This window comes from Pseudomonas yangonensis, assembly GCF_009932725.1.
Classification (GTDB): domain Bacteria; phylum Pseudomonadota; class Gammaproteobacteria; order Pseudomonadales; family Pseudomonadaceae; genus Aquipseudomonas; species Aquipseudomonas yangonensis.
This window is the reverse complement of the sequence record NZ_BLJU01000012.1, coordinates 99,697-124,800: the sequence shown is the minus strand read 5'-3', so window position 1 is coordinate 124,800 and position 25,104 is coordinate 99,697. Positions and strand designations below refer to the sequence as shown.

General features: G+C 62.8%; 24 protein-coding genes. 18 read left to right on the top strand and 6 right to left on the bottom strand.

The genetic code is table 11. From position 1 onward, the window contains the following. Positions 1 to 259: 259 nt before the first annotated feature. The 6 genes from GYB81_RS15270 to GYB81_RS15245 all read left to right on the top strand — a co-directional run bounded on the left by GYB81_RS15270 (position 260) and on the right by GYB81_RS15245 (position 5,930). Positions 260 to 1,087: an NAD-dependent epimerase/dehydratase family protein gene (locus tag GYB81_RS15270; protein ID WP_161865177.1), complete on the top strand. Its 828-nt coding sequence runs from the start codon at positions 260 to 262 to the stop codon at positions 1,085 to 1,087. 48 nt (positions 1,088 to 1,135) lie between these two features. Then, complete coding sequence (locus GYB81_RS15265; RefSeq protein ID WP_161865178.1) at positions 1,136 to 2,011, top strand: glucurono-1,5-lactonase; 876 nt, start codon at positions 1,136 to 1,138, stop codon at positions 2,009 to 2,011. A 76-nt stretch (positions 2,012 to 2,087) separates the two neighbouring features. Continuing rightward, entirely contained in the window at positions 2,088 to 3,062 is a 975-nt protein-coding gene (locus tag GYB81_RS15260) for a TRAP transporter substrate-binding protein (RefSeq protein ID WP_161865179.1), read from the top strand. 59 nt (positions 3,063 to 3,121) lie between these two features. Next, positions 3,122 to 3,649 carry a TRAP transporter small permease gene (locus GYB81_RS15255; RefSeq protein ID WP_161865180.1) on the top strand — a complete coding sequence of 176 codons (528 nt, stop codon included), beginning with the start codon at positions 3,122 to 3,124 and terminating at the stop codon, positions 3,647 to 3,649. Then, positions 3,649 to 4,929 carry a TRAP transporter large permease gene (locus GYB81_RS15250; protein ID WP_161865181.1) on the top strand — a complete coding sequence of 427 codons (1,281 nt, stop codon included), beginning with the start codon at positions 3,649 to 3,651 and terminating at the stop codon, positions 4,927 to 4,929. The genes GYB81_RS15255 and GYB81_RS15250 overlap by 1 nt, the downstream gene beginning before the upstream one ends. A gap of 95 nt (positions 4,930 to 5,024) precedes the next feature. Further along, positions 5,025 to 5,930: an EamA family transporter gene (locus GYB81_RS15245; protein ID WP_161865182.1), complete on the top strand. Its 906-nt coding sequence runs from the start codon at positions 5,025 to 5,027 to the stop codon at positions 5,928 to 5,930. Between the two features lie 110 nt (positions 5,931 to 6,040). Here GYB81_RS15245 and GYB81_RS15240 read toward each other — a convergent pair whose 3' ends face one another. Next, the gene (locus tag GYB81_RS15240) at positions 6,041 to 6,796 is read right to left on the bottom strand and encodes a FadR/GntR family transcriptional regulator (RefSeq protein WP_161865183.1); all 756 of its coding nucleotides are present in this window, start codon (positions 6,794 to 6,796) and stop codon (positions 6,041 to 6,043) included. A gap of 99 nt (positions 6,797 to 6,895) precedes the next feature. Here GYB81_RS15240 and GYB81_RS15235 point away from each other — a divergent pair, with 99 nt between their 5' ends. Together GYB81_RS15235 and GYB81_RS15230 are read left to right on the top strand one after the other, a co-directional pair. After that, positions 6,896 to 7,771, top strand: a complete 876-nt coding sequence (locus GYB81_RS15235) for an aldose 1-epimerase (protein ID WP_161865184.1) — start codon at positions 6,896 to 6,898, stop codon at positions 7,769 to 7,771. A 240-nt stretch (positions 7,772 to 8,011) separates the two neighbouring features. Then, the gene (locus GYB81_RS15230) at positions 8,012 to 8,233 is read left to right on the top strand and encodes a hypothetical protein (RefSeq protein WP_161865185.1); all 222 of its coding nucleotides are present in this window, start codon (positions 8,012 to 8,014) and stop codon (positions 8,231 to 8,233) included. 90 nt (positions 8,234 to 8,323) lie between these two features. On the opposite strand, the gene GYB81_RS15225 is transcribed toward GYB81_RS15230, so the two are convergent. From GYB81_RS15225 to purU, 4 genes are all read right to left on the bottom strand, one after another. Further along, positions 8,324 to 9,808: a helicase HerA-like domain-containing protein gene (locus tag GYB81_RS15225; RefSeq protein WP_161865186.1), complete on the bottom strand. Its 1,485-nt coding sequence runs from the start codon at positions 9,806 to 9,808 to the stop codon at positions 8,324 to 8,326. 224 nt (positions 9,809 to 10,032) lie between these two features. Beyond that, on the bottom strand, positions 10,033 to 10,206 hold the full coding sequence (locus tag GYB81_RS24480; protein ID WP_178101796.1) for a hypothetical protein: 174 nt from the start codon (positions 10,204 to 10,206) through the stop codon (positions 10,033 to 10,035). A gap of 11 nt (positions 10,207 to 10,217) precedes the next feature. Next, positions 10,218 to 10,643, bottom strand: coding sequence for a CBS domain-containing protein (locus tag GYB81_RS15220; protein ID WP_161865187.1), 426 nt, complete (start codon positions 10,641 to 10,643; stop codon positions 10,218 to 10,220). A 45-nt stretch (positions 10,644 to 10,688) separates the two neighbouring features. Beyond that, the gene (gene purU / locus GYB81_RS15215) at positions 10,689 to 11,540 is read right to left on the bottom strand and encodes a formyltetrahydrofolate deformylase (RefSeq protein ID WP_024309164.1); all 852 of its coding nucleotides are present in this window, start codon (positions 11,538 to 11,540) and stop codon (positions 10,689 to 10,691) included. 294 nt (positions 11,541 to 11,834) lie between these two features. Between purU and mvaT the strand changes: the two genes are divergently transcribed. Further along, positions 11,835 to 12,209: a histone-like nucleoid-structuring protein MvaT gene (gene mvaT / locus GYB81_RS15210; protein WP_161865188.1), complete on the top strand. Its 375-nt coding sequence runs from the start codon at positions 11,835 to 11,837 to the stop codon at positions 12,207 to 12,209. Between the two features lie 239 nt (positions 12,210 to 12,448). Here mvaT and sbcB read toward each other — a convergent pair whose 3' ends face one another. Beyond that, positions 12,449 to 13,894: an exodeoxyribonuclease I gene (gene sbcB / locus GYB81_RS15205; RefSeq protein WP_161865189.1), complete on the bottom strand. Its 1,446-nt coding sequence runs from the start codon at positions 13,892 to 13,894 to the stop codon at positions 12,449 to 12,451. Between the two features lie 182 nt (positions 13,895 to 14,076). On the opposite strand from sbcB, the gene GYB81_RS15200 reads away from it, so the two are divergent. The 9 genes from GYB81_RS15200 (at position 14,077) to GYB81_RS15160 (ending at position 25,057) form a co-directional block, all read left to right on the top strand. After that, positions 14,077 to 14,835 (top strand): hypothetical protein, encoded by a 759-nt coding sequence (locus GYB81_RS15200; RefSeq protein ID WP_161865190.1) that lies wholly within the window; start codon positions 14,077 to 14,079, stop codon positions 14,833 to 14,835. Between the two features lie 89 nt (positions 14,836 to 14,924). Further along, a complete protein-coding gene (locus tag GYB81_RS15195) occupies positions 14,925 to 15,650 on the top strand; it encodes an RDD family protein (RefSeq protein ID WP_161865191.1) in 726 nt (241 codons plus the stop codon). After that, entirely contained in the window at positions 15,647 to 16,627 is a 981-nt protein-coding gene (locus tag GYB81_RS15190) for a stage II sporulation protein M (RefSeq protein WP_024309168.1), read from the top strand. Before GYB81_RS15195 ends, GYB81_RS15190 begins: the two co-directional genes overlap by 4 nt. Continuing rightward, positions 16,614 to 18,200, top strand: a complete 1,587-nt coding sequence (locus GYB81_RS15185; RefSeq protein ID WP_161865192.1) for a DUF4129 domain-containing protein — start codon at positions 16,614 to 16,616, stop codon at positions 18,198 to 18,200. The genes GYB81_RS15190 and GYB81_RS15185 overlap by 14 nt, the downstream gene beginning before the upstream one ends. Then, complete coding sequence (locus GYB81_RS15180) at positions 18,197 to 19,387, top strand: DUF4350 domain-containing protein (protein WP_161865193.1); 1,191 nt, start codon at positions 18,197 to 18,199, stop codon at positions 19,385 to 19,387. The genes GYB81_RS15185 and GYB81_RS15180 overlap by 4 nt, the downstream gene beginning before the upstream one ends. Next, positions 19,384 to 20,418: an AAA family ATPase gene (locus GYB81_RS15175; RefSeq protein WP_161865194.1), complete on the top strand. Its 1,035-nt coding sequence runs from the start codon at positions 19,384 to 19,386 to the stop codon at positions 20,416 to 20,418. Before GYB81_RS15180 ends, GYB81_RS15175 begins: the two co-directional genes overlap by 4 nt. Further along, positions 20,415 to 21,746, top strand: a complete 1,332-nt coding sequence (locus GYB81_RS15170) for a DUF58 domain-containing protein (RefSeq protein ID WP_161865195.1) — start codon at positions 20,415 to 20,417, stop codon at positions 21,744 to 21,746. The genes GYB81_RS15175 and GYB81_RS15170 overlap by 4 nt, the downstream gene beginning before the upstream one ends. 257 nt (positions 21,747 to 22,003) lie before the next feature. Continuing rightward, positions 22,004 to 22,585, top strand: coding sequence for a superoxide dismutase (locus tag GYB81_RS15165; RefSeq protein ID WP_003462535.1), 582 nt, complete (start codon positions 22,004 to 22,006; stop codon positions 22,583 to 22,585). A gap of 417 nt (positions 22,586 to 23,002) precedes the next feature. Then, positions 23,003 to 25,057, top strand: coding sequence for a putative bifunctional diguanylate cyclase/phosphodiesterase (locus GYB81_RS15160; RefSeq protein WP_161865196.1), 2,055 nt, complete (start codon positions 23,003 to 23,005; stop codon positions 25,055 to 25,057). Positions 25,058 to 25,104: the final 47 nt, after the last annotated feature.

Here is a 25,104-nt window from a genome sequence, read left to right as displayed (position 1 = left end):
CCCGAGCGCATCAGCGCATTTGGCACCCGCCCCGGTGGCAAAGCCAGGGATTACGGTAGCAGCGCCTTTAAATCTGAGATTCCGCCGGTCGTTGAGAAGCCGGTGACGCTTGCAGAGAGGCGCGCAGAAGGTGCATCAGCTAACCGCGTAGCGCCCCGCAGCACGTTGACAGCGCTCAGACTGGTGCTGATAATCGATCAATGTCATACGACAACGTATGACAATCAATAACAACAAACAAAAAGAGTCCAGGCCCGCCATGACCACGATCTCCAGCGAACTGCGCCCCTTCAATCGCCTGCTGCTGACCGGCGCCGCCGGCGGACTGGGTAAGGTATTGCGCGAACGCCTGCGCCCCTATGCCAACATTCTGCGGCTCTCGGACATCGGCGAGATGGCTCCTGCCGCAGGCCCCCATGAAGAGGTGGTGTACTGCGACCTGGCGGACAAGGCCGCGGTGCATCAACTGGTCGAAGGCGTCGACGCCATCCTGCACTTCGGTGGTGTCTCGGTAGAGCGCCCGTTCGAAGAGATACTCGGGGCCAACATCTGCGGCGTGTTTCACATCTACGAAGCGGCCCGCCGCCATGGCGTGAAGCGCGTGGTGTTCGCCAGTTCCAACCACGTCATCGGCTTCTACAAGCAGGACGAAAAGCTCGACGCCAACAGCCTGCGTCGCCCGGACGGCTACTACGGGCTGTCCAAGTCCTATGGCGAAGACATGGCCAGCTTCTACTTCGATCGCTACGGCATCGAAACCGTCAGCATCCGCATCGGCTCTTCGTTTCCCGAGCCTGCCAACCGCCGCATGATGAGCACCTGGCTGAGCTACAACGACCTCACCCACCTGCTCGAGCGCTGCCTGTATACCCCGGAGGTCGGCCATACCGTGGTCTATGGCATGTCGGATAACCGCGAGGTGTGGTGGGACAACAGCAAGGCCGCGCATCTGGGCTTCACCCCCAAGGACAGCTCGGAGGTGTTCCGCAGCAAGGTCGAGGCACAGCCCATGCCCGCGGCTGACGACCCGGCACGTATCTACCAGGGCGGCGCCTTCGTGGCGGCCGGCCCGTTCGGCGACGACTGAACAGCGCCGCGACGTCCAAGCCATAACAACAACTAGAGCGCCCCTGCCATGACAGCCGAACTGATTGTCGATGCGCGCAACGCCACGGGCGAAAGCCCGGTTTGGAACACAGCTGAACAAGCCCTGTACTGGGCCGATATTCCCGCCGCGCGCCTGTTTCGCTGGTCAGCGGCCACCGGCCAGACGCAGAGCTGGCAGGCCGAGGAAATGCTCGCCTGCATCGCCATGCATCCGGCTGGCGGCTGGCTCGCCGGTATGCAGAGCGGCATCTTTCATCTGCAGCCCCAGGACGATGGCAGCGTACAGGCCACGCGACTGGCGCAGGTCGAGCACGCCCGACCGCAAATGCGCTTCAACGATGGTCGCTGCGACCGCCAGGGCCGCTTCTGGGCCGGCACCATGTTGCTGGACATGGCCCAGGGCGCGCGCGTCGGAGCGCTGTATCGCTACGATGGCCAGCTGCAACAGGTGCTCGACGACCTGATCGTGCCCAACGGCCTGGCCTTCAGCCCCGACGGCCGCACCCTGTACCTCTCCGATTCGCACCCGAGCGTACAGAGCGTCTGGGCCTTCGATTACGACACCGATAGCGGCACGCCGCACAACCGTCGTCTGTTCATCGACATGACGCAGCATCCGGGGCGTCCCGACGGCGCAGCGATGGATGTCGACGGCTGCTACTGGATCTGCGGCAACGACGCAGGTTTGGTGCACCGCTTCACCCCCGACGGCCGCCTAGACCGTTCGCTCGCCGTACCGGTGAAGAAGCCCGCCATGTGCGCCTTCGGCGGTGCGAATCTGGACACCTTGTTCGTCACCTCGATCCGCCCCGGCGGCGACCTCTCCGACCAGCCACTGGCCGGCGGCGTATTCGCCCTGCAGGCTGGCGTATGCGGTATCGAGGAGCCTGCCTTCAAACCCTGATCCGTTTCACCCCGGGCCGTCCGCGGCACCGGACTGCACTGCTGTTCACCAACAACAACAAGACGGAGTTTTCCGCATGAACCTCAAAAGCAAGTTGCTTCTCGCCACACTTCCTTTAGCGCTCGGTCTGTCGTCCTTGGTACAGGCCGAGACGACCCTGAAAATTGCCGAAATCCACCCGGCCGGCTATCCGACCGTAGTGGCCATGGAAAACCTCGGCAAGAAACTGGAAGCCGCCACCAACGGTGAAATCAAGTCGCGCATGTTCGCCGGCGGCGTCCTGGGTTCGGAGAAGGAAGTGATCGAACAGACCCAGATCGGTGCCGTTCAGCTGACCCGCGTCAGCCTCGGTTCGGTCGGCCCGGTGGTGCCAGCCACCAACGTGTTCAACATGCCGTTCGTGTTCCGCGATGTCGACCACATGCGCAAGGTGGTCGATGGTGAGATCGGCCAGGAAATTCTCGATGCCATCACCGACTCCGACTTCAACATGGTCGGCCTGGCGTGGATGGAAGCCGGCAGCCGCAGCCTCTACACCAAAAAGCCGGTGCGCAAGATCGAAGACCTCAAGGGCATGAAGATCCGCGTGATCGGCAACCCGCTGTTCATCGACACCCTCAATGCCATGGGTGCCAACGGCATCGCCATGGACACCGGTGAAATCTTCAGCGCCCTGCAAAGCGGCGTGATCGACGGCGCCGAGAACAACTCGCCGACGCTGCTCGAGCACAACCACTTCCGTGCGGCCAAGTACTACACCCAGACCCATCACCTGATCCTTCCCGAGCCGCTGCTGATGTCCAAGACCACCTGGAACAAGCTGACGCCGGAGCAACAGGCGCTGGTCAAGAAGCTGGCCAAAGAGGCCCAGCTGGAAGAGCGCGACCTGTGGGTTGCCAAGGAAAAGGCCAGCGACGAGAAGCTCAAGGCTGAAGGCGTCGAGTTCATTGAAGTCGACACCAAGCCCTTCTACGACGCTACCGCCCCGGTCCGTGAGAAGTACGGCGCGCAGTTCGCCGACCTGATCAAGCGCATCGAAGCCGTTCAGTAATCCACGCGCAAGCGCGCGGCGTCGGCCCCCCGCCAGCGCCGCGCAACCGGTGAAGTCTCATGAAAAACCTGGTTCTGGGCGTCAATGACGTCATCTACCGCGCCTGCATCGCGACCGCCGGCCTGGCGATCGTGGTCATGGCCCTGATCATCCCCTGGGGCGTGTTCAGCCGTTACGCACTTGGCCAGGGCCTGGGCTGGCCCGAACCCATAGCCATCCTGCTGATGGTGCTGTTCACCTTCGTCGGCGCCGCTGCCAGCTATCGCGCCGGTGCACACATGGCCGTGCAGGTGCTGAGCGATCGCCTGCCGGATATGGCTCAACCCTTTCTCACCCTGTTCGTACGCCTGGCCATGGGCGCCATCAGCCTGTTCATGCTGATCTGGGGCTACAAGCTGTGCGTCGCCACCTGGAACCAGTACCTCAGCACCCTGACCTGGATGCGCGTCGGTATCAGCTACGCGCCGATTCCGCTGGGCGGCCTGATCACCCTGCTGTTCGTCATCGAACAACTGCTCTACGGCGACCAGCACAAGCGTCGCGTCGTCGATTACGAGAACTGCGAAGATTCCAAGGAGTCCGTGTAATGGATGCCGCCATTCTGCTGGGCAGCTTCATTGCCCTGATCCTGCTGCGCGTCCCGGTCGCCTACGCCCTCGGCCTGGCGACTCTTATCGGCGCCTGGTACATCGACATTCCACTGCACGCGGTGATGATCCAGATCGCCGGCGGCGTGAACAAATTCTCCCTGCTGGCCATTCCGTTCTTCGTCCTGGCCGGCGCGATCATGGCCGAAGGCGGCATGGCGCGGCGCCTGGTAGCATTCGCCGGCGTGCTGGTGGGCTTCGTCCGCGGTGGCCTGTCGCTGGTCAACATCACCGCCTCGACCTTCTTCGGCGCCATCTCCGGCTCCTCCCTGGCCGATACCGCCTCGGTAGGTTCGGTACTGATTCCGGAGATGGAAAAGAAGGGCTACCCGCGCGAGTTTTCCACTGCGGTTACCGTCTCCGGCTCGGTGCAGGCGCTGCTCACCCCGCCGAGCCACAACTCGGTAATCTACTCGCTGGCAGCTGGCGGTACGGTGTCGATCGCCGCGCTGTTCGTCGCCGGTATCGGTCCGGGCCTGCTGCTCAGTGCCACCATGGCCACGCTCTGTCTGTTGTTCGCCAAGAAGCGCAACTACCCCAAGGGCGAAGTGATCCCGCTGCGCCAGGCGCTGAAGATCTGCGTCGAGGCGCTGTGGGGCCTGATGACCATGGTGATCATCCTCGGCGGCATCCTCAGCGGCGTGTTCACCGCCACCGAGTCGGCCGCCGTGGCCGTGGTCTGGGCCTTCTTCGTGACCATGTTCATCTACCGCGACTACAAGTGGAACGAGCTGCCGAAGATGCTGCACCGCACGGTGCGCACCCTGTCGATCGTGATGATCCTGATCGCCTTCGCCGCCAGCTTCGGCTACATCATGACCCTGATGCAGATTCCGTCGAAGATCACCACGGCCTTCCTGACCCTGTCGGACAACCGCTACGTGATCCTCATGTGCGTCAATTTCATGCTGCTGGTGCTGGGCACGCTGATGGACATGGCACCGCTGATCCTGATCCTCACCCCTATCCTGCTGCCGGTGGTGACCTCGTTTGGCGTCGACCCGGTGCATTTCGGCATGATCATGCTGGTCAATCTCGGTATCGGTCTGATCACGCCACCGGTCGGTGCGGTACTCTTCGTCGGCGCGGCGATCGGTAAGGTCAGCATCGAGAGCACGGTCAAGGCCCTGCTGCCCTTCTATGTCGCGCTGTTCGCCGTGCTGATGGCGGTCACCTACATTCCCGCCATCTCGCTGTGGCTGCCGAGCGTGGTGCTCTGAAAGCCAATCCGGGCATTGCACGAAACGCCGCCCAACCGGGCGGCGTTTTGCTTTAGGGCCTGATTGCAGGCCATGACAAGACAGGATTTTCCGTCATGCAAGGTTCCACCCCGTTTCCCCGTCACATCGCCGTACTGATCCTCGCGTCGCTGGCCTGCTCCTTTGCCGGCAACCATATCGCCGCGAGGATCGCCTTCGACCACGACACCGGACTGCTCCTGGCGATGCTCGCGCGCGCTGGCGTGACCCTCCTGGTGCTGGCCGCACTGGTGCTGTGGCGACGCGAGTCGTTGAAACTGGGGCGCGCCACCTGGGGCTGGCAGATTCTTCTGGGTCTGCTGATCGCCATTCAGAGCTTCTGTATCTACTCGGCCGTAGCGCGGATTCCAGTGGCGCTGGCGTTGCTGGTGGTGAACCTTTCACCCATTCTCCTGGCACTGCTCACCTGGGCGCTTGGTGGCCCGGCCCCGACGCGCCAGGCACTGGGGATCATGGGCATTATTCTGTTCGGCTTGGTACTGGTGCTCGACGTTCCGGGACGCCTGAGTAGCAGCGCTGCACCGGATGGCCAATGGATCACCGGAATTCTGTTCAGCCTGACCGCCGCAGCCGTATTCGCCGTCGCCCTGTGGATCACCGAGCATCGCCTCTCCAGCCTGGCCGGCTCGGTACGCAGCATGCTGACCCTGGCGGTGGTCTTCAGTGCTTCCACCCTGCTCGGCGCCAGCGGCCTGATTCCGGGTGGCCTGAGCCTGCCCAGTGCCAATGTCGGCTGGATCGCGCTCGCCTGCCTGGTACTGCTGTATGGCGCCGCCTTTTCCACGCTGTTCATCTGCATGCCACGCTTGAACATCGCGCGTAACGCACCGGTGATGAATATGGAGCCTGTGGCCGGAATGGTCCTGGGCTGGCTGATTCTGGGCCAGGTATTGGCGGTTCTGCAGGTGGTGGGCGGCTTGATCGTGGTGGGAGGCATCGTCGCCCTCGCCTATCGCCGCTAGCAGCGCCTGGAGGCCACGAAAAGGCTACTGAGACGCTCATGCTCGGCCACTTTTTCTTACTCCCAAAACGCACTCGGCGGCCCAAGGCCGCCGAGTGTGCTCATCCGGCATCAGCCGTGCAACGCTTCGGCCTCGGCCGCTTCATGCGCCTGACGCAGGCGCTCGCGACTGTTGGTCAGGTGCAAGCGCATGGCCGCCCTCGCCGCCTCGGCGTCCTGACGGGCGATGGCTTCGAAAATCTGCTCGTGCTCACGGCCGAGGCGCGCCATGTAGTGCGCCTGGTCATCATGGGCCAGACGCGCAGAGTTGACCCGGGTGCGCGGAATGATGCTGGTCCCCAGATGACTGAGAATGTCGGTGAAATAGCGATTACCGGTAGCCTCGGCGATGCTCAGGTGGAAATGAAAATCCGAGGACACCGCATCGCTGGCATGCGCCGCGCCTTCGTTGATGGCATCCAGTGCCTCGCGAATGGTCTTGAGCTGCGCGTCACTGCGGCGTGCAGCCGCCATCCCGGCAGACTCCACCTCGAGGCTGATGCGCAGCTCGAGAATGGCCAGCACGTCGCGCAAGGTGACGATGGTCGCAGGGTCGATGCGAAAACCGCTGGCACTGGGCGTGTCGAGCACGAAGGTGCCGATGCCGTGACGGGTTTCCACCAGGCCGGCCGCCTGCAATCGCGACAGGGCCTCGCGCACCACGGTACGGCTGACACCCTGCTCCTCCATGATCGCCGACTCCGTCGGCAGCTTCTCACCGCGCTTGATATGCCCATCGCGGATACGTTGCGACAGCTCGGCCACCAACTCCTGAGCCAGGCTGCGGTGCTTGCGACGAGCACGAGGTTGAGCGTTTTGCATTTCCATGGTGGACGAATTCTCGACGTGAGGCTTTGCCGTAATGATAGCCCAGCAGTTGTACGATGACACTATGAATTCCCGACATTTACCGCCCCAGGAGCGCCAATGCCAACGACTCTGCTGACCCTGCGAGACAGCCTGACACAATTGACCCTCGCTCCGGAACTGGGCGCAAGTCTGGTCAACTGGGTTCGCCTAAGCGACGGGCGGGCGCTGCTGAGGCACACCGACGAAACGGCGCTAGCCACCGCCAATCCCAGATGGCTGGCCTGCTACCCACTGCTGCCATGGTCCAATCGCATCGGTGGTGGCGGCTTCGATACACCTGCCGGATGGCAGCCACTGAGCGTCAATACCGATCACGACCCCTTGCCTATTCACGGCAGCGCCTGGCAACAGGCCTGGCGGGTAGTCGATGTGACATCCGACAGCGCAGGCCTGCTGCTCGATAGCCAATGGCCGTTTCCCTACCGCGCCACTCTGCACATTCAACTAACGGACGGCTGCCTGCGCCTGGCATTACAAGCCACCCATTTCGGCGAGCAACCCACCTGGTATGGTCTAGGTCTGCATCCTTATCTGCCACGCAATGCACACACGCAAATACAGGCAAAAGCCGGAGGCGTCTGGTTATGTGGCGAAGACAAACTTTCCAGTCAGTGGGTCGAATTGCCCCAGGCCTGGAACTTCAACGAGGCAAACTCTTTGCCGCAGCAACCGGTCGACAATGCCTTTACCCAATGGCCGGGCTACGCACGCATCATTCAGCAGGACGCCGGCTATCAACTCGTCTGTACAGCGCAGGGCAGTAATACCTTTCTATTGTTCTGCCCGCAGGGGCAAAACTTTTTTTGTTTCGAGCCCGTGACCCATCCGGTCAATGCGCATCATCTACCGGAGCGTCCTGGGCTGCAGTTACTGGCTCCCGGGCAAAGTTGCCAGCTGAGTTTCAGCTTGCATTATCAGGTGCTGCCGGGTTGATCACTGGACATTCAGCGGGCGTTGGCGATAATACCGGCGAGTTGCACCGTGCAACTTTTTTCGCAAAAAAGTTACAAATAGATAAGTAGCGAAGAAAGAGGAGGCAATGCAAAGCGCAAACTTTGCATCACTGTCTCCCTGCCTAGCAAAGCGAAGCCCCTCGATCGATCCCTGACCGTAGCAGTGAGACCAGGCGTTTCACGTGTCCTGTGGGTCGATCACAACATACAGGTAAAACACGTGACGAAAGACGAACTGCGCGCCGAACTCGAGCGCCAGGCGCAGCGTTACAAGGATGTATACGGCGGAGAAGTCATCACCTACGCCGCTCAACCGGACCCGGACCGCAAACCCTGGCGCAAGAAGCCCAGCCTGCTCGATCAGGCCTTCGATAAAGAAATCGAGAAGATCGAAAAAGAACGCCAGGAAAAACAGAACGCTGCCGACGAAGCCGCCAGCTAGCCAAACCGCATACTCGAACACGCATGCGTAGGGCTGGGAAACCTGCCAGAACCCCTGGTCGGCTCACCCAGCCCCATGGCTATGTCATCCCTAACGCTTCTTGCTGCCCATCAACGAACCCAGCAACCCTCGCACCAGTTGCCGGCCAAGCTGGTTAGCCGCCTGACGCAAGGCGCTTTTCATCGCCCCGCCAAGCAACTCGCCAGCCATCTGCCCCAACCCCTGCTCCGGGGCGCCAGCCTTGGCCCTGGTGCTCGATTGTGCAGGCGCCTCGGCGGTCGCCTTGGCGGCCCGCGCAGTGAGCAGCTCGTAGGCCGACTCGCGGTCGATGGGCTTGTCGTAACGCCCCGCCAGCGATGACTGGCGCACCAAAGACGCACGCTCGGAGTCACTGAGCGGACCGATACGCGACTGCGGCGGTGCGATGGCCACACGCTGGACCATGGCCGGCGTGCCCTTCTCCTCCAGGGTTGCGACCAGCGCTTCACCAATTCCCAACTCCGTGAGCACGCTCAGCGTGTTGAACGCCGGGTTCGGGCGAAAACCATCGGCCACGGCGCGCAGGGCCTTCTGCTCCTTGGCGGTGAAGGCGCGCAGGCCATGCTGGATGCGTAACCCCAACTGGGCCAGGACATCGTCCGGCAGATCGCCCGGCGACTGGGTGACGAAATACACCCCGACACCCTTTGAGCGAATCAACCGCACCACTTGCTCCAGGCGCTCCTGCAAGGCCTTCGGCGTGCCCTGAAAAAGCAGGTGAGCCTCATCGAAGAACAGCGCCAGCACCGGCTTTTCGGCATCGCCACGCTCCGGCAACTGCTCGAACAGCTCGGCCAGCAGCCACAACAGAAAGGTCGCGTACACCTTGGGCGCTTCATGAACCAGGCGCGTGGCATCGAGCAGGTGCACTCGTCCTCGGCCATCGCGGTCAGGGTGCAACAGGTCTTCGAGTTGCAACGCCGGCTCGCCGAACAGCGCCTCGGCGCCCTGCTGCTCCAAACCAGCCAGACGGCGCAGCAACGCTTGTGCAGAGGTGCTGGAGAACAGCGCAGCGTCATCCTCGAGTACCTGCGGGTTGTCCTTGAGGTAGCCGAGCAGCGCCTTCAGGTCCTTCAGATCGAGCAGGAGCAAACCTTCCCGATCCGCCACCTTGAACGCCGCATAAAGCGCCGCCTGCTGACTGTCGCTCAACTCGAGCAATGCGCCGAGCAACAACGGCCCCATCTCGCTGAGGGTGGTGCGCAAAGGGTGCCCGCTGCGTCCATGCACGTCCCACAGCGTCACCGGATAGGCCTGCGGTTGGTGATTCAGCCAGGGCATGCTGGCGATACGTTCGGCAATCTTGCCCTGCGGCGCACCGGCAGCACCGAGGCCACACAGATCGCCTTTGACATCGGCAGCGAACACCGCCACCCCGGCATCACTGAAGGTCTCGATCAAGCGCTGCAGGGTCACCGTCTTGCCAGTGCCAGTGGCGCCGGCAACAAGGCCGTGACGATTGCCCAGACGTAGCGGCTGCCCTACCGCGTGGCCGTCACCGCCGGCACCCAATACGAACTGCGAACTCAAAGGCATCTTGCCATCCCCTGAAAGCTTGACTGCAGGTTTGCCGTGACCGGCCGCGAAAGGACCTCAAGCGCAGCCGTGGAACACAAGACTGGATGCAGAGGCACGCGGACGCAAGATCACCGGTGCAGAAATCTGCCGCCTCAATGATCGCGCTAGCGCGAGCGCTTCATGCGGCGTAGAGCAGTCCCCTCTATACATGACGAAGGGCGCCACAGCGCCCTTTTCGTTCGTCACTCCTCGGTCTTGGTCTCCTGCCGTTCCTGCAACTGTCGCCACAACTCAGCCGCCTCGGCGAACTCGGTACCGTCCTCGTCGCTCAGAGCGTCCGGGTCGAAACGTCGCACGCAACCTTCGCCCAACGTCGGTGGTGCCTTTGAGGTCGCCTTGTCCAGTGGATCGCTCATCGATGGGGTCCTCAGCCGATACTTAGCTCGCCCTGCTCGTGCTGGGCGAATTCCTTGACCGCGCGCAGCACGTCATGGCGGCTGATCTGCCCGACCAGACGACCATTCTCGATCACTGGCATGCGCCGGCGACGGCCCCGCAGAAAACGTTCCGACAGCTCGATGATGTCCGCTTCCGGGCTGACCGTCTCCACCGCGGTGGTCATATAGGTACTGACGGTGCCGCCGACCGCCTCGTAGTAGGCGCCGGAGAGAATGCCACGCAAGCAGTCGCCCTCCGACAGCAGGCCGATCAGGTGGCCTTGGGAGTCGACCACCGGAGCACCGGAAATCCGGTGTTCCAGCAGCCGATTGATGGCAGTGAACAGATCGGTATCCGATCGGAACGTCACCAGATGGCGAGTCATGTAATCGCGCACCTTGATGGACTTGAGCATGGGCATTCTCCTCTGACGTACATCGGGCCGGCCCACGCAGCAAGATCAGTCGAACACCACCGTCTTGTTGTCGTGTACCAGCACTCGGTCTTCCAAGTGATAGCGTAGCCCACGCGCCAGAACCATCTTCTCCACGTCCTTGCCCAGGCGCACCATTTCCTCGATATCGTCGCGATGCGTAACGCGGACTACATCCTGTTCGATGATCGGACCAGCATCCAGTTCTTCGGTTACGTAATGAGATGTTGCACCGATCAGTTTCACGCCCCGCAGCGAGGCCTGGTGGTAGGGCTTGGCGCCGACGAAGGACGGCAGGAAGCTGTGATGAATGTTGATCACACGCTGGGCAAACTCGGCGCACAGCGCCGGCGGCAGGATCTGCATGTAGCGCGCCAGAACGATGACATCGGCCCGATGCTCCTTGACCAGACGCTCCACCTCGGCGAAGGCCGGAGCCTTGTCCGCAGGGTCGACGGGCACATGGAAGTAGGGAATGCCATGCCATTCGACCATGCTGCGCAGATCGTCATGGTTGGCGATCACGCAGGGGATCTCGCAATCCAGTTCATTGCTGTGCCAGCGGTGCAGCAGATCGGCGAGACAGTGCGATTCACGACTGGCCATCAGCACCACGCGTTTCTTCTGCGCCGAATCGGTAATGCGCCACTCCATCGAGAATTCGCGCGCGATGGGAGAGAACGCCTGCTTGAAACCATCGAGATCGAACGGCAGGGAGTCCGCACGAATTTCGTGACGCATGAAGAACCAGCCGGTCTGCGTATCGGAGTGATGACTGGCTTCGGTAATCCAACCGTTATAGGTGGCGAGAAAATTACTGACTTTGGCAACGATGCCGACGCGGTCGGGGCAGGAAATCACCAATCTGAACGTGCGCATAACTAAGGTCCCAATGGCAACGCATAAAGCCGACCATTCTAGCGGCATACGCGTAAAACTGCAGTAGGCGAAGCCGTTCGGGCGCGCGTTGAGCCGCATAGATAACGCACTATTGTAGAGCAGTGAAAACTTCCCGGGCGTTTGCAACAACCGATTTAATTCACTGCCGATGGACACAAAGGGTTGCATAGCACTGCAGCAATTTTATGGGCCGCTGTTTACTTGTTATTAGTGCCTGACTATTATTAGGCCACTGTTGACTACCACAGACTTATTCACGCCAAGGTAATGCCCATGTCGCTGATCAATGAATACCGCGCTACAGAAGAAGCCATCAAAGAACTGCAAGAGCGCCTGAAGAACCTGTCGCAAGACGACAAGCTGAAGAAAGAGCTGGAATTCGAAGGCAAGCTGCGCACCCTGATGGGCGAATATCAGAAGTCGCTGCGCGACATCATTGCTCTGCTCGACCCTGAAGCCAAAACCGGCAAGGGCGCTCGCGCTGCCAAGCCTGCCGCTACCAAACGTGCGCGCAAGGTCAAGCAGTACAAGAACCCGCACAGCGGCGAAGTGATCGAAACCAAAGGCGGCAACCACAAGACCCTGAAAGAGTGGAAAGCCAAGTGGGGCTCCGACGTAGTCGAAGGTTGGGCCACACTGCTGGGCTAACGCCATAGCGAAATCGCAAAACGCCAGCCATGCTGGCGTTTTTTATTGCCCATAGTTTTTTGCCTTGAGCAGAAAACAGCTTCGGCGCAATTCCCTGAGCTGAGTATTGCTACTCGATGGGCGACGCCGCTCATGTACTGAGCGCGGCAATAAGGTGGGCCAGCAAAAAGTTCCCGATGCCTACACTTTTCTTACCGATAACTGACGAACGTGATGACGTTCCCCACCCTGGCAAGGCATCAGCTACCGGTTGAAGTCACAGCCAAACGCGTTTGCAGCTCATCGGCATAGGTTTGCCACTGCTGCAGAAGTAGCAACTGCTGCGCATTGCAATCCGCACATAGCTGCTGGAGCGCAGCACGAAATTGCGCCAGCGTATTGGGAGCGCCGAACTCCGGATCGCTCAGGCGCTGCCGGCAGAATTCCATCCAGCGCTGACGTTCGACAGATGACAAACTGTCAGGAAAGTTGCGCGCGCGATAACGAAACAACAACTCCGGTAACCGCTCATCATCGAATGGCCATTTGTCGCTGGCCAATGCCTGAGGCAGAGCGCTTCGCACCTGCTCGCACAAACGCCGGTCACGATCGCCAATAAAGCCATCGTAGAGCTGTTGCTCCGGGTCACTGCTGCCGGCGAAGGATTCTTCGCGGTAAATGGCGGTCAGCTTGTCCTGCCATAGCGACTGAGCGCCCTTCAGAACCTCGGCATTGCGCTCGCAAATCGACCATTCCAGTTGCAGACGCTGCCGATCCGTCTCACGCAGCACGGACAAAGGGGCCACGACCGGACAGCGGTTGATATGCAGCAATTTCAGCGGCACCGGCGCCTCGCCCTCGGCGAGGTCTTCACGGCGCGTGTAGAGACGGCTGCGAAGTACCTCGGCATCCAGGTCCAGCAAGGGCGAGGGATCGGCCTGCAGGTCGCAGACGATCAGTGCGTTGCGATTGCGCGGATGCCATGCCAACGGCAGCACGGGCGCCAGGTAGTGGCGCGCCGCGGAAAAGCGTCCGGAAACGTGCAGCACAGGCTGCAACAGACGAATCTGATCCATGACCCGCTGCTTGCTGCGCAGCTGATAGAGGAAATCGTAGAGCCGTGGCTGCCGATCACGCAGCAGGCGCGCCAGGCCGATGGTCGCGCGCACATCGGACAATGCGTCGTGGGCCTGGCCGTGAGCGATGCCGTTGGCCTGGGTCAGCCGCTCCAGCTTGAGCGATACGCGCCCGTCCTCCTCGGGCCACTCGATACCCTCGGGGCGCAGCGCGTAGGCGGTACGCACCAGATCGATCAGATCCCAGCGGCTGTTGCCGCCTTGCCATTCGCGAGCGTAAGGGTCGAAGAAGTTGCGATAGAGGCTGTAGCGCGTCACTTCGTCATCGAAACGGAGGCTGTTATAGCCGGCGCCGCAGGTACCGGGTGCCGACAGCTCGGCATGCACGCGGGTCATGAACTCGCCCTCGTCCAACCCCAGCTGCTGCAAACGCTGCGGATCGATACCGGTTACCAGGCAGGCAGCCGGGTGCGGCAGGATATCCTCGCTGGGCCGGCAATAGATGTTCAGCGGCTCGCCGATCTCGTTCAGCGCCTCGTCGGTACGGATGCCCGCCACCTGCAACGGACGATCACAACGCGGGTTGATCCCGGTGGTCTCGTAGTCGTACCAGAAGATGCTGGAAGTCATTGGCCGCTCCGTACCCAAGGCAAAATTGCCGGCAGTCTATCATCCGCTTTCCGACTCGCCGTCGCGGGCAAAAGCATGAACCAGCGCACAGGCTCCGCATGACCGGACGCGCTGCACTGTCAGAAAAATGCTGTAACCATTAGCATTGGTGCCCCCTCTCCACTCTCTACAAGGATGCAGCCATGAGTGACGCGATCACCCCCAATCCCTACGCCGCCCCTACCAGCAATCTTCAGCATTCGCCTCAAGGTAGTGCACCGAGCGTCGAAGAAGCTCTGGCACGCGGTTATGACTTCAGCATCGGTGAACTGCTGAGCGAGTCCTGGAGCAAGGTCAAGGGCACCAAAGGCATCATCATCGGCGGTTTCCTGGTGTTCTACGTGGTTCTGCTGGCCGCCACCTTCATCCTCGGCGGCGTGGTGGGCATCTTCGGCGCGATGAGCGACAGCATCGCCCTGATGTTCATCGGTGAAATCCTGATTTCGCTGCTGGCCTCGGCGCTGGCCTACCCCTTCATGGCCGGCATCAACATGGTCGGCATTCGCCGTGCCGCCGATCAGCCGCTGAGCTTCAACGAGATCTTCAGCCACTTCGGCCGCACCGTGCCGCTGATCATCACCGCCGTGGTGATGATGCTGCTGATCTACCTCGGCATGATCCTGCTGCTGATCCCCGGCATCTACCTGGGCGTCGCCTATCTGCTGGCCGTGCCGCTGGTGGTCGAGCGCGGCCTGTCGCCCTGGCAGGCGCTGGAAGCCTCGCGCAAGGCCATCACCCAACACTGGTTCAAGGTCTTCGGCCTGTTCATCGTGCTCGGCCTGATCGTCATGGTCAGCGCCATCCCGCTGGGCATCGGTCTGGTGTGGAGCATCCCGCTGATGGTCGTGGCCATGGGCGTGCTCTATCGCACCATCTTTGGCGTGCTGCCGGCCGCTCAATAAACCGACGTCACTCGGGCCAGCTCGCTGGCCCGGTTGCGTTCGTGGCCCGCTGCTCGCTAGCATCGGGCTTTCCTTGATGCAGTCCGCCGATGCCTTCACGCTCAAGCGCCAGCCTTCCGTACACCCAGCCGCCCCTGGATACCCGCTATCAGGTCGAAACGCCGGAAGGCATCGATCTGCATCTGCGACCGGCCGGGCTGGTACCTCGCGCCCTGGCGTTCGCCATCGACCTGGCCATTCGCGGCCTGATTCTCGCCCTGATGTTCATCGTCCTCGGCCTGCTCGGCCAGTTCGGCATGGGTCTGGGCACCATCCTGCTGTTTCTCGTGACCTGGTGGTACATGGTGCTGTTCGAAGTGCTCAACCAGGGGCGCTCCCCCGGCAAGCAGATGCTCGGCCTGCGCGTGGTGCACGATGACGGCACGCCCATCGGTTGGGCTGCCTCGCTGACGCGCAATCTGCTGCGCTTCGTCGATATCCTGCCGTTCGGCTATACTCTGGGCATCATCAGTTGCCTGAACCATCCGGCGTTCAAGCGTCTCGGCGATATCGCCGCCGGCACGCTGGTGGTGTATCGCGACGCGCCGCTGAGCAAACCGCAGCTGGCCGAGGCCGAACCGCTACCCGCGCCCTTCCCGCTCAGCCTGGGCGAGCAACGCGCCATCCTCGGTTTCGCCGAACGTGGCAGCCAGTTGTCCGCAGCCCGCAGAGCGGAGCTGGCGGCGCTGCTGGCCGAACCGCTGCAGGTGCCTGCCGAGCAGGCCGAACCACGCCTCAATGGCATCGCCCGTGGCCTGCTGGGGAATGCCCCGTGAAGCAGAGTCTGTTCGAAAGTCGCCATCAGCCGGACTGGGATGCCTTCAATAGCCAACTCGATGCACTCGAGCGCGGCAAGGCCGATGCGCAGACCTGCCAAAGCTTCGCCGCTCGCTACCGCCAGCTCTGTCAGCATCTGGCCCTGGCCCAGGCCCGCGGTTACAGCAGCCACCTGATCGACCAGCTGCAGCAGCTGGCGATGCGTGGCCACCAGCAGTTCTACCGTCATCGCAGCCATCTCGGCGCGCAGATGATCCGCTTTCTGTTCGGCGGTTTTCCGCGCCTGGTACGTAGCGAATGGCGCAGCGTCTGCGTCGCCAGCCTGCTGTTCTTCGGCAGCCTGGCCCTGATGGGGCTGCTGACCTACCTCTATCCCGAACTGATCTTCAGCCTGGTCAGCCCCGATCAGGTCAGCGAAATGGAGCGTATGTACGATCCCGACGCGCGCCGCCTCGGCCGCTTCAGCGAACGAGGCTCCGGTGATGACTGGGTGATGTTCGGCTTCTACATCATGAACAACATCGGCATCGCCTTTCAGACCTTCGCCAGCGGCCTGCTGCTGGGCCTTGGCAGCCTGTTCTTCCTGTTGTTCAACGGCCTGATGATCGGCGCTGTGGCGGGCCACCTGACGCGTATCGGCTACGGCGAACCGTTCTGGTCATTCGTCATCGGCCATGGCGCCTTCGAGCTGACCGCCATCGCCCTGGCCGGCGCGGCAGGCTTCAAGCTCGGCTGGGCGCTGCTCGCCCCCGGCCGCCTGCCCCGTGGCGAGGCCCTGCGCCTGGCAGCCGGCAAAGCGATCCAACTGGTCTGCGGGGTGATCCTGTTCCTGCTGCTGGCCGCCTTCATCGAAGCGTTCTGGTCATCCACCACCTTCGCCAGCCCGAACATCAAGTACATCGTCGGTGCCGGGCTCTGGGTGCTGGTACTGAGCTATCTGCTGTTGGCCGGGCGGAGGCAGCATGCGCCTGACTGAAGCCAGCGTGGCCATTCGCCCGCGTAGCGCCTGGGAAGCCATCGACCTCGGCGTGCTGCTCGCCCGTCGTCACGCCGGCCTGCTGATGGCCAGCTGGGCGCTGGTCACCCTGCCGCTGTTCGCCCTGCTCTGCGCCCTGCTCTGGCAGTATCCGGGCTGGGCCATCTTCCTGTTCTGGTGGCTCAAACCCGCCTATGAACGGCTGCCGCTGTACATTCTTTCGCAGGCGCTGTTCGGCAATACGCCCTCGCTGAAACAATCGCTGCGCGCACTGCCGAAACTGCTGTGGCCACAGTTGCTGGCCAGCCTGACCTGGCGCCGCCTGAGCCCGACACGCAGCTTCGATCTGCCCGTGCTGCAGCTCGAAGGCCTGTCCGGCCAGGCGCGTAGCCAGCGCCTGGTGGTGCTCGGCCAGCGTGACAGCGCCGCGGCTACCTGGCTGACACTGGTGGGCGTGCACCTGGAAATGGCCCTGTGGATGGGCCTGATCGCCCTGTTCTACCTGATGCTGCCGCAGCAGGTGGAGCTGGACTGGACCTGGGAAAGCCTGATCGCCGCCAGCAGCGGTCAGTGGCTGTGGCTGGAGCACCTGTCCAACCTGCTTTACGTGCTGCTGCTGATCCTCTGGGAACCGGTCTACGTCGCCTGCGGTTTCACCCTCTACCTCAACCGCCGTACTGCCCTGGAAGCCTGGGATATCGAGCTGACCTTCCGCCGTCTGCGCCAGCGCCTGACCGGCAGCGCCTACGCCCTGCTGCTCGGTTGCGCCGTGCTGCTCGCGCAGCTGCCAGGCGATGTCTGGGCCGACACGCCGCCGATCGTCAGCGAAGAGGTTGAGCAGACCGACGCGCAAGGCCCCGACGCCCCGCGTATGCTCAAGCAGCCGCTGACCAGCCAGGCCGCGCGCGCCAGCATCGAAGCGCTGCTCGACGAACCGCCCTTCCAGCACCGCGAAACCGTCACGCGCTGGCGTCTGGGCGAAGAGAAGCCCGCAGAAGACCCGAAACCGGAAGATATCGAAGCCTTCCTCGACATGCTCAAGAACCTGCTCAAGCTGGGCGAATGGTGGAAGAGCCTGGATGTCGTTGCGCAAATCTTCGAAGTGCTGCTGTGGGCGGCGCTGGCCGCGCTGCTGGCCTTCATCCTGTGGCGCTATCGCGAATGGCTGCAGACCTTTGGCGAACGCATTGGCCTGCCGACGCGGCGCCGGCCGGTAGCACCGCAACAGCTCTTTGGCCTTGAGCTGGCCCCGGAGAGCCTGCCCGACGATGTCGCCAGCGAAGCCGAGCGGCTCTGGGCCGAACAACCGCGCGCTGCGCTCGGCCTGCTCTACCGCGCCCTGCTCAGCCGCCTGCTGCATGAACACCGCCTGCCGCTGAAGCAGTCGCACACCGAAGGGGAAGTGCTGCACCTGGTCGCAGGCCTTGGTCAGCAGAACCTGGAGGACTACAGTCGCCTGCTCACCCAGCACTGGCAGGCGCTGGCCTATGGTCACCGCCTACCCGCCGAATCGCTGCGTCAGGGCCTGTGTCAGGGTTGGCGTAGCCTGTTCGGCCAGGAGCGTGCGGCATGAGTCGGCGCAGCGGATTCATCCTCGCCATGGCCCTGCTCTTGGCAGTTGGACTGATCGCCAGTTACGTGCTGGGCAAACTCGAACCTTACGAAGACGTGATCGAGCACGGCCCTGCCCCCGAGGTTGCCAGCAGCCCCTACCTGGCCGCTGAACATTTCCTGCGCAAGCAGGGCATCGCCGCGCGCCGCGCCGAAGGTCTGGACGTGCTCGACGGCCTGCCCAGCGAGGGCCAGACCCTGATGCTGCTGGCCGACCGTGGCAACATGACGCCGCGCCAGGTCGAGCGCGTGCTGCAATGGACGGCCAATGGCGGTCACCTGCTGTTCATCGCCGAACGCCTGTGGGACGAAGAGGAAGGCAAGAGCGGCGACCTGCTGCTCGACCTGCTCGGCATCCAGCAGTACATGAGCGACGAGCTGGACGACGAAGAGACCAGCGAGACGCAGGCGGAAAACGGGCAGAACGAAGAGCAGCAGGCCTACCCGCAGCTCACCAAGCTCTACCTGGAGAATGAGCAGGCGCCGGCCTATATCGCCTTCGACACCGACTTCCACCTGTACGACGCGCAGAACCGCGCCCACGCCTGGGCCAATAGCGAAGCTGCCACGCATTTGCTGCAGCTGTACCACGGCGACGGCCTGATCACCGTGCTGAGCGACCCGTGGATCTGGCAGAACCGCAACATCAACGAATACGACCATGCCTGGCTGCTCTGGTACCTGAGCCAGGACAGCGCCGTGACCCTGCTCTACCACGCCGACAGCGATGGTCTGGCGCGCCTGCTGCTGCGCCATTTCCCGCTGGCCTTGCTGGTGCTGGCCCTGCTGATCATCGCCACCCTGTGGCACGTCGGCATGCGCCACGGCCCGCTGCAGGAACCGGCCAGCCGATCACGGCGTCAGCTCGAGGAACACCTGCGCGGCAGCGCCGACTTCCTCCTCCGTCGCAGTGGCCAGCACAGTCTGCTCAAGGGCCTGCAACAGGACATCAACCGCCGTGCCCGCCGCCGCTACCCCGGCTTCGAGAAGCTCGCGGTCGCCGATCAGTGGCAGGTGCTCGGTCGCCTGACCCGCCTGCCCGCCAAGGACATCAGCCAGGCCATGCGTCCATTGCCGCCGCAACGCCTGTCCGCCAGTGACTTCACCCGCCAGGTCGCCCACCTGCAAACCCTCAGGAATGCCTTATGAGCGAGATCCCCGAGAACGTTAACCTGCCGGTGCAGGAAACTCCGAGCGCCGCGCCGAGCAACCCGCAAGCGCAGCAACGCCAGCGGGCCAGCCAACTGGCCCAGGCCCTGCGCGCCGAGCTGCGCAAGGCCGTGATCGGCCAGAGCGCAGTGATCGATGACGTGCTCACCGCCTTGCTCGCCGGTGGCCACGTGCTGGTCGAGGGTGTACCGGGCCTGGGCAAGACCCTGCTGGTGCGCGCTCTGGCGCGTTGCTTCGGCGGCGAGTTCGCGCGCATCCAGTTCACCCCGGACCTGATGCCCAGCGATGTCACCGGCCATGCGGTGTACGACATGCAGAGCGAGCAGTTCAAGCTGCGCAAGGGCCCGGTGTTCACCAACCTGCTGCTGGCCGACGAGATCAACCGTGCGCCGGCCAAGACCCAGGCCGCGCTGCTGGAAGTGATGCAGGAGCGCCAGGTGACCCTGGAAGGTCGCGCCCTGCCGGTGCAGTTGCCGTTCATGGTGCTGGCGACCATGAACCCGATCGAACAGGAAGGCACCTATCCGCTGCCGGAAGCAGAGCTGGACCGCTTCATGCTCAAGCTGCGCATGGATTATCCGCAGCAGGACGAAGAATTGAACATGGTGCGCCAGGTAACCCGTTCGGCCAAGGCCGACATGCTCGAAGTCAGTCCGCTGCGTACCCTGTTGCAGGCCAAGGACGTGCTGGCCCTGCAGAAGATCGCCAGCGACCTGCCTCTGGACGACCAGGTGCTCGATTACGCCGTACGCCTGGCCCGTGCTACCCGCAGCTGGCCGGGCCTGGCTATGGGCGCCGGGCCGCGCGCCTCCATCGCCCTGGTGCGCGGCGCCCGTGCCCGCGCGCTGCTGCGCGGTGGCGACTTCGTCCTGCCGGATGACATCAAGAGCTGCGCTCTGGCCGTGCTGCGCCATCGCGTACGTCTGGCCCCGGAGCTGGACATCGAAGGCCTGTCGGTGGATCAGGTTCTGCAACAGTTGCTCGATCAGGTGCCGGCGCCACGCCTATGAAACCTTCGCGCCTGCTCCTCGGGCTGCTCGGCGGCCTGTTCGCCGCTGCCGTGCTGCTTGGCGCCCTGCCCCTGCTCGGCATTCGTCTGGCAGACAGCCTGTTGCCGCTGGCCTGGGGTCTGTTGCTGGCCTTGCTGCTGATCGCCGCCGTCGATGCCTTGTGGCTGCGCCGCCAGCGCTCGCCGCGTCTGGAGCGCGTACTGCCCGGCAATCTGCCGCTGGGGCGCTGGAGCGAGGTGCAACTGATCGCCCATCACGACTTCGCTCAGACACAGGAAATCGAGGTCTTCGATCATGTACCTGAAGGCATGGCCTTCGACTTCCTGCCGCAACGCATCACCCTGCACCCCGGCCAGCAGACGCGAGTCAGCTATCGCCTCAAGCCGCTGATCCGCGGACGCTTCCATTTCGCCCAGTGCGAGCTGCAACTGCCCAGCCCGCTGCGCCTGTGGCAGGCCAGGCGCCTGCTACCGCTGGCTGACGAGAGCCGCGTCTACCCGGACTTCGCTCGCCTCTATGGCGCGCAGCTCAAGGCCGTGGACGACTGGCTGAGCCAACTGGGCGTGCGCCAGCGCCCGCGCCGCGGCCTCGGCCTGGAGTTTCACCAGCTGCGCGAATTTCGTGATGGCGACACCCTGCGCCAGATCGACTGGAAGGCCACCGCGCGCAAGCGCACGCCCATCGCTCGCGAATACCAGGACGAGCGCGATCAGCAGATCGTCTTTTTGCTCGATTGCGGCCGGCGCATGCGCAGCCAGGACGACGAGCTGTCGCACTTCGACCATGCTCTCAATGCCTGCCTGCTGCTCAGTTACGTGGCACTGCGCCAGGGCGATGCAGTGGGCCTGGCGACCTTCGCCGGCAACCAGTCGCGTTACCTGGCGCCGGTCAAGGGCCCTGCACAGTTGAACGTGCTGCTCAATGCCGTCTATGACCTCGACACCAGCCAGCAACCGGCCGACTTCAGCGCTGCTGCCGACTTGCTGCTGGCGCGTCAGCGCCGCCGCTCGCTGGTGGTATTGGTGACCAACCTGCGCGACGAGGACGATCAGGACCTGCTCGCCGCCGTGCGTCGCCTGTCCCGCCAGCACCGCGTGCTGATCGCCAGCCTGCGCGAGGAAGCGCTGGACCGCCTGCGCCAGACGCCCGTGGAGCAATTCGACCAGGCCCTGGCCTACTGCGGCACGCTCGACTACCTCAACGCCCGCGCCGATCTGCATGATCGCCTCGCTGCGCATGAGGTGCCGGTGCTGGACGCACGTCCCGGCGAGCTGGGGCCTGAGCTGGTGAGCAGTTATCTGGCCTGGAAAAAAGCCGGCGCGCTGTAAAGGCAACTGCTGGCGCGCGCGATGGTCGAAGCCATTGTCGCAGAGGCCCTGGCTCCGGCTTTTCCACACAGATGCTGCGTGGTTATGGCCGTGGCCCGGTGCTATGATCCCGAGTCTGCGGCGCAAAGAGTAAAAACTCGACGCCGCTTAGAGTGGTGTTTGCAGGACGGCTCTCGCAGCCAATAGTAAACGCCCTCCACGGGCCGCCCGTGATCGGCCTGGCGCATATCGCACACGACCTGAGTAGGAGATAGACCATGGCTTTTGAATTGCCGCCGCTGCCTTACGAAAAGAATGCTCTCGAGCCGCACATTTCCGCCGAGACCCTCGAATTCCACCACGACAAGCACCACAACACCTATGTCGTGAACCTGAACAACCTGGTGCCGGGCACCGAGTTCGAAGGCAAGAGCCTGGAAGAGATCGTCAAGACTTCCTCGGGCGGCATCTTCAACAACGCCGCTCAGGTGTGGAACCACACCTTCTACTGGAACTGCCTGTCGCCGAACGGCGGTGGCCAGCCCACCGGCGCCCTGGCTGACGCCATCAACGCTGCCTTCGGTTCCTTCGACAAGTTCAAGGAAGAGTTCAGCAAGGTCTCCATCGGCACCTTCGGTTCCGGCTGGGGCTGGCTGGTGAAGAAAGCTGACGGTTCCCTGGCCCTGGCCAGCACCATCGGTGCCGGCTGCCCGCTGACCAGCGGCGACACCCCGCTGCTGACCTGCGACGTCTGGGAACACGCCTACTACATCGACTACCGCAACCTGCGTCCGAAGTACGTCGAGGCGTTCTGGAACCTGGTCAACTGGGACTTCGTGGCCCAGAACTACGCGGCCTGAGTCCAAGCCTCGTAATACGAAACCCGGCCCATGTGGCCGGGTTTTTTCGTTCCCGCGCCTGAACTGGCGCCTCCAGCAGCGATGCGGCGAACATCGCCATCTCCGTGCCGTCCACACGCCAGTGATGTTAGTTTTAGCCGTGAGCCGGCCCCAACGAGACCAGCTCGCGGTAGCCGTAAAAACGGCCTCAAAGCCTGACAAACACAGCGCACGGTCAATCCGACCAAGGGCATTCAAGTCTCGCGCAAGCGCACCGACATAGTGCAATGCATCAACCTAAATGCGCCGACTTTCATCAGGAACATTCCTTATCGGATAAAAAGTGCCACCAGACATGATGGCCCTTTGACGGCTAGGGCTAGATTGCCAATACTCTCGTCTGAATGACGCTGCACGCATCGACATAAGGAATTGCCTTTGAAGCTGGAACTGAAGAACAGCTTGTCACTCAAGTTGCTCCGCGTGGTGCTGCTTTCGGCACTGGTGGTTGGAGTGGTATTGAGCTGCGCGCAGATCGTCTTCGATGCCTACAAGACGCGCCAGGCGGTCGCGAACGATGCGCACCGCATTCTCGGCATGTTCCGCGATCCGTCGACGCAGGCCGTGTACAGCCTTGACCGCGAAATGGGCATGCAGGTGATCGAGGGCCTGTTTCAGCACGAATCGGTGCGCTATGCCTCCATTGGTCACCCCAACGAGCCGATGCTTGCCGAGCGCTCGCGCGATCTGGCACAGATGCCCACGCGCTGGCTGACCGACCCGATCCTCGGCCAGGAGCAGCTGTTCTCGACCAAGCTGGTCGGCCGCGGTCCTTACAGCGAGTACTACGGCGATCTCAACATCACCCTCGACACGGCGCCCTACGGCGAGAGTTTCGTCACCAACTCGGTGATTATCTTCATCTCCGGCGTGCTGCGTGCCCTGGCCATGGGCCTGGTGCTCTATCTGGTCTACCACTGGCTGCTCACTAAACCGTTATCCAAGATCATCGAACACCTCACCAGCATCAACCCCGACCGTCCCAGCGAACACAAGTTGCCGATGCTCAAGGGCAACGAGAAGAACGAGCTGGGCCTGTGGATCAACACCGCCAATCAGTTGCTGGCTTCGATCGAACGCAACACCCACCTGCGTCGTGAAGCCGAGAACAGCCTGCTGCGCATGGCCCAGTACGACTTCCTCACCGGCCTGCCCAACCGCCAGCAACTGCAGCAGCAGCTCGACCAGATTCTCGAAGACGCCGGCCGCCTGCAGCGCCGCGTCGCCGTGCTCTGCGTTGGCCTCGACGACTTCAAGGGCATCAACGAACAGTTCAGTTACCAGAGCGGCGACCAGCTGCTGCTCGCCCTCTCCGATCGTCTGCGCAGCCACAGCGGCCGTCTCGGGGCGCTGGCACGCCTCGGCGGCGACCAGTTCGCCCTGGTGCAGGCCGATATTGAGCAGCCTTACGAAGCCGCCGAGCTGGCGCAGAGCGTGCTCGACGATCTGGAGCTGCCCTTTTTGCTTGATCAGCATGAAGTCCGCCTGCGCGCCACCATCGGCATCACCCTGTTCCCTGAAGACGGCGACAGCACCGAAAAGCTGCTGCAGAAAGCCGAGCAGACCATGACCCTGGCCAAGAGCCGCTCGCGCAATCGCTACCAGTTCTACATCGCCAGCGTCGACAGCGAGATGCGCCGCCGCCGTGAGCTGGAGAAGGACCTGCGTGACGCCCTGGCGCAGAACCAGCTGCACCTGGTCTACCAGCCCCAGGTGGATTACCGCGATCACCGCGTGGTCGGCGTCGAAGCGCTGCTGCGCTGGCAACATCCGCAGCATGGTTTCGTCGCGCCGGACCTGTTCATCCCGCTGGCCGAGCAGAACGGCACCATCATCCCCATCGGTGAATGGGTCCTCGACCAGACCTGCCGGCAATTACGCGAATGGCACGATCAGGGCTTCAGCGATCTGCGCATGGCCATCAACCTGTCCACCGTGCAGTTGCACCACGCCGAGCTGCCGCGCGTGGTCAACAACCTGATGCAGGTCTACCGTCTGCCGCCCAAGAGCCTTGAACTGGAAGTCACCGAAACCGGCCTGATGGAAGACATCAGCACCGCGGCCCAGCATCTGCTCAGCCTGCGTCGCTCCGGTGCGCTGATCGCCATCGACGACTTCGGTACCGGCTATTCCTCGCTGAGCTATCTGAAGAGTCTGCCGCTGGACAAGATCAAGATCGACAAGAGCTTCGTGCAGGACCTGCTCGAAGACGAAGACGATGCGACCATCGTTCGTGCCATCATCCAGTTGGGCAAGAGCCTGGGCATGCAGGTCATCGCCGAGGGCGTGGAGACCGCAGAACAGGAGGCCTACATCATCGCCCAGGGCTGCCATGAAGGTCAGGGCTATCTGTACAGCAAGCCGCTACCGGCGCGTGAACTGACCCTGTTCCTCAAGCAGGCAAGGCGTCTGAGCTCAGCGGCGACACTCTAAGCGCCTCAAACAGAACGCCGCGATCCGTCGCGGCGTTTTAATATCAG